At 70.9% G+C, this 4820-nt stretch carries 5 protein-coding genes; 4 read left to right on the forward strand and 1 reads right to left on the reverse strand.

The genetic code is table 11. The features are described from left to right. The 3 genes from VIM19_14630 to VIM19_14640 all read left to right on the forward strand — a co-directional run. The coding region (locus VIM19_14630) for a hypothetical protein (protein ID HEY5186101.1) at positions 1-126 on the forward strand (126 nt) is incomplete at its 5' end. A 3-nt stretch (positions 127-129) separates the two neighbouring features. Beyond that, entirely contained in the window at positions 130-492 is a 363-nt protein-coding gene (locus VIM19_14635) for a DUF779 domain-containing protein (protein HEY5186102.1), read from the forward strand. A gap of 1248 nt (positions 493-1740) precedes the next feature. Further along, the gene (locus tag VIM19_14640) at positions 1741-3072 is read left to right on the forward strand and encodes a cation:proton antiporter (protein ID HEY5186103.1); all 1332 of its coding nucleotides are present in this window, start codon (positions 1741-1743) and stop codon (positions 3070-3072) included. 291 nt (positions 3073-3363) lie between these two features. Here VIM19_14640 and VIM19_14645 read toward each other — a convergent pair whose 3' ends face one another. Continuing rightward, a complete protein-coding gene (locus VIM19_14645; protein HEY5186104.1) occupies positions 3364-3630 on the reverse strand; it encodes a hypothetical protein in 267 nt (88 codons plus the stop codon). 128 nt (positions 3631-3758) lie between these two features. Between VIM19_14645 and VIM19_14650 the strand changes: the two genes are divergently transcribed. Next, positions 3759-4820 (forward strand): hypothetical protein (locus VIM19_14650; GenBank protein HEY5186105.1); only part of this gene is annotated, 1062 nt, incomplete at its 3' end.

Here is a 4820-nt window from a genome sequence, read left to right on the forward strand (position 1 = left end):
GCAGCGTTCGGCGGCTACAAGATCTCCGGCGTCGGCCGGGAGAACCACCGGATGATGCTCGACCACTACAGCCAGACGAAGAACCTCCTCGTCAGCTACAGCACCGAACCCCTCGGGTTCTTCTGAGTCATGACCGACGTGAGCGCTCCCGAGCGCGTCACGGCAACCCCAGCGGCGCGCAGCGCACTTGCTGCGCTGCGCGCCGCCCGGGGCGGCCCAGTGATGTTCGTCCAGTCCGGTGGTTGCTGCGCCGGCAGCACCCCGATGTGCTTCCCCGACGGCGAGTTCGTCGTCGGCGACGTCGACCTGCTCCTCGGCGACATCGACGGCAGCCCGTTCTACATCGACCGCCGCCTCGACGAGGCCTGGAACCAGACCCTGTTCATCCTCGACGTCGAACCTGGACCTCCTGAGGACTTCTCGCTTGCCGCCGGCGACGACCTGCACTTCGTCACCCGCTCCTCCAGCTGTACCGCCCCACCCAACCCGTGACGCGTCGATGCGCGGCCCATGAAATGGCTGGTCCTCGTTGTTTGCGCGGGTCACACACAGCGAGGTTGTTCACAACAAACGATGGGTCTGAGTCGCTCGGCGAGGTTGCCGTGGAGGACCACGGGGCGGTGGCAGCCCTGCGGTGGCAGCCCTGAGAGTGTTCGGTGTGCGGTATTGACCGAACACCGAACGCCCTGCGACGATCTCCCGCCCTCGCCTGGCCACTCGCGCACCCCTTGGTCGTCGCGCTCGACCTCGCGCAAGATCCGGGCCGCGGCTCGGAGGCTCTCGACGCGTGGACGCCGCAACCACCCTGGCACCGTGTCTGGTAGCCCGGTCATCCCGACCGTCGAACTCATCGGCACCGGGATGTCGGCGATCGTTGCGGCCATCTCGATCACGGAGGCGACCAGGGGGAGCCCGGTGATCGTCGTGGGTGGACTCGCGCGGCGAAGTTGTTGGCCCACTCGACCAGGTGGTCAACGAGGCGAGCGACGTCGAACTCGGGGCAGGGCGTTGGCAGGTGCTCTTGGTCCGGGGTGACGGCGACAATGGTGGACTCCGTCTCGTCCAGGACGGACTCCAGGAGGTCTGCCTCGGACCGACTCAGTCGTCGAAACTACCGCGCTGACTCCGGGGACGGGGCGACAAGAAGCGCGCCGCCGGGTCGGCCCGCGTGCCCTCGAGGTCGGCGAGGAGACTCGAAGGCCCGCAACGAGGAGGTCACCATCAGCAACTACCGCAACTCCGCCGCCGCCGGCGGAGGCGCACTCTACCGCCTGGGCATCTTCTGGCCCGCATGGATGGTCAACGACGTGTTCCACGCGCTCGGTCACTGACCGAGCGGACTCGCGAGCACCTCTTGGCCTTGGCCGGCCGCGACCCTGCACGACGGGGCTGCCGCCAGATTCGTGGCGGGGAGCGGATCCGGGGTCGACGCAGCGCCCCCCACGGGCAAAGGCCGCACCACCAGAACCGGCCACCATCCTCAAGGGCCGGCTCGGCTTCGCACCATCAGTCTCGGATTCCCCGGCCCGTGAAGGCTTCCCTGCGGTCCGCGACGGTCGATCCGTGGCTACGGGGAGCGACGCAGACGCCACAGCCGCCCTGCGCGATGCCCTCGCCGAGGGTCCTTCGTCGGCAGTTCCGCGGAGCTCAGGACGACGCCCACCGGCAGCCATGACAATGAGCTGACATTGGTTTCGACCTGAGCCCCTGCGGGAGTCCTGGGGCAGTTCGGAGTGCTGGATGCCCGCGGCAGCGGTTGCGCTGTTCGCTTTGCTGGTCGTGGCCTACGTGAGCCAGTCGGACCGGCTGGAGCGCGCCCTTCTCACCGCGCCGATCGTCTTCACGGCAGCCGGGGCGGTCCTCGGGCTCACCGTGTTCCGCAGCGAGGTGGAGCCCGTCGCCCTCAAGGTCGTCGCCGAGGTGACGCTGACGCTGGTGCTCTTCCACGATGCCGCGCAGGTCCAGCCGCGCGAGCTGCGGTCGGACGCCGGCCTGAGCGCACGGCTGCTGCTCATCGGCCTGCCGCTCACCATCGCGGCCGGGTACGGTGCGGCCTTGCTGATCATCCCCGAGGGCTCGATGTGGCAGGCATTGCTGCTGGCTGCGGCGCTGGCTCCGACGGACGCCGGGCTCGGGGCGGCCACGGTGCTCAACCCGGTCGTGCCGGTCCGGGTCCGGCGCGTGCTCAACGTGGAGAGCGGCCTGAACGACGGCCTGGCAACACCGGTCGTCCTGTTCGCGATCAGCCTGGCCGGGACTGAGGCCGTGACGCCCAAGGAGGAGGTTCTGGTCGCCCTCCGTGAGCTGGCCCTGGGCGTGCTGGCGGGGGTGCTGCTGGCCGCGGCTGCTGGCCGCGTGCTGGCCTGGGCGAGACGTCGCGCGTGGATCCAGCCCGGGCTGCTGCCGGTGGCGACCCTGGCGGTCCCCCTGCTGTGCTACTACGGCTCCCTGACGATCCACGGGAACGGGTTCGTTGCTGCCTTCGTGGCCGGCACGGCCTTCGCGGCCGCGGGTACCCGCAAGCCGCCGAGCGCCGCTCCCGACGATCAGGCCGACGAGCATCCGCTCGAGCTCACGGCCCGGGTTTCGGTGTTCCTGGGCTACGCCGTGTGGACACTGTTCGGGGTGGTGGCGCTGGCCCACCTCGGGGAGCTGTTCACCTGGCGTGGACTGGTCTTCGCGGTGCTCTCGCTCACGGTGCTGCGCATGGTCCCGGTCGCCCTCGCGCTCCTGGGCACGCGGCTGCGGCGCGAGACGGTGGTCTTCGTCGGCTGGTTCGGCCCGCGTGGGCTCGCGTCCGTGGTCTTCGCGCTGCTGGCCGTCGAGTCGTCGACGAGGGACAGCGAGCTGGCGCCGATCATCGGATCGATCGCCACGACCGTGCTGCTCAGCGTCGTGCTGCACGGGGTCACGGCCGAGCCGTGGGCCCGGCGCTACGGAGCCTGGGCCGAGCGCGAGTCCCCACCCGTTGAGACGTTCCGGTCGGTCGAGCCGACGAGCGGTCGCGGATCCCGGTGGGCGCACCTGGACCATGGGGGCGGGGCTGCGAGCGATGAAGGGCTGACGGGATGAGCAAGCGCGAACCTGCCCGGCGGGTCGCCCCGCCGGAGCTGCGCAACGTTGCCTCGGGCATCTACGGACTGGTCGTGTGCGCCGCCACGCTGGCGGCCGCCTCGGCCAGCGGACGGACCCGCCGGCTGGTCAAGCGGGCGGCGTTGAGCCGCCACGACCTACCTCCCGCTGGCCGCGCTGCTGCCGGCCTCGGCGCTGGGCGGGTCGGTGGCCTTCTCCCTCAACACCGCGCTGGCGGTGGCGACGGTGCTCCTCGTGGCGGCGGGATGGACCGTCTCACGTGCGGGTTGGTCATGATCGCGCTGAAGCATCTCCTGCACCGACCGGCCCCTCGGAGGGTGGCAGCCGCCGGACCTCGATCAGCTCCAGACCGAGGGCGCTGATTCGGGCGATCAGGCCGTGCACCTCGGCCGGGTCGGCCGCCCGGCAGACCAGGACGGTGCTCGCGGCGATCGAGACCTCCTGGACTGGGGCGAGCTCCAGCCGGGCGTTCGCGTCGATCCGACCCCGGACGTGAATCTCGTACTCGGCGTCCACGATGCCTCCGCTCCGCTGCACGTCACGCACTGTCTTGGATCGTCGCGCTGCGGCTGACTGAGCGGATCACCCCGACGGGGTGAGCCAGATGCGGATGCGTCACTTCACAGTGGTTGCGGCGGTACCTTGACCGCGAGCGGAGGTGCGGGATGGCGGACAGCCCGGGGGCCGACCCGATGCCTCGCGATGCCGTCACCGGCCGCCCGGAGGACCTCGCGTCGGTGGTCGCCCAGGCCGTCGCGGCCGTGTTCGGGGCGACCTCGCTCGCAGCCGAGGTGCTGCTGCGGGCACTCGCCGACGCCCGGCCCGGGCCCCGCGGTGAGGGGCGGCCCTGGCCGGCCGCCGCCGACACGGTCGACCTGGCTTTCGGCCTGGGTTGGCAGGTGACCACCCTGGTCGCACGGGTGGGGGCCCGGACGGTGCGCGTGGCCCAACCGGCAGTGGCCCTGGCGCTGGATCCACCGCTCGTGCCCCGCGCCGTGCGCCCGGTGACGCTGATGCAGCAGCTGCGCTCTGGCTGGCTGGCCGAGCGACCGCAGACGGTGCAGGCACTGGCCTCCTGGTCCAGCGCCGCGGCTCCGCTGGCCACCGAGGTCGCGACGAGTCTCGTCGACGTCGAGCGGGTCACCGCCGTCGTGCTCTCGCGGGTCGATGTCACGGCTCTCGTGGGCGACGTCGTCGACCGGGTGGACGTCGGCGAGGTGAGCGCTCGGGTCCTCGAGCGAGTCGACGTGGACGCGCTGCTGGCCAAGGCGATCGACAGCATCGACCTGCAGGCGCTGGTCGAGCGGGTGCTGTCGAGGCTGGACCTCAACGCAGTGGTTGCGGCCGCCCTCAGCGGGATCGATCTCCAGCCGTTGTCACGTGACGTCCTCGACCGGCTGGACGTCGCCAGCGTGGCCGCGGACGCCCTCGACCAGCTCGACCTGACCCAGCTGGTGCTCAGCCGGGTCGACTTGGACCGGATCGTCACGGCTGCGTTGGACGGATTGGACCTGACCCAGCTGGTGCTCAGCCGGGTCGACCTGGACCGGATCGTCACGGCTGCGTTGGACGGACTGGACCTGACCCAACTGGTCATGGAACGCGTCGACCTGCCCGGGGTGGCGGACTACGTCGTCGACGAGATCGACCTGCCGGAGATCATCCGAGAGTCGACCGGGTCCATGGCCTCGGAGACGGTCCAGGGGGTCAGGCTGCAAGGCATCGAG

Source organism: Actinomycetes bacterium (assembly GCA_036510875.1).
In the GTDB taxonomy this organism is placed as follows: domain Bacteria; phylum Actinomycetota; class Actinomycetes; order Prado026; family Prado026; genus DATCDE01.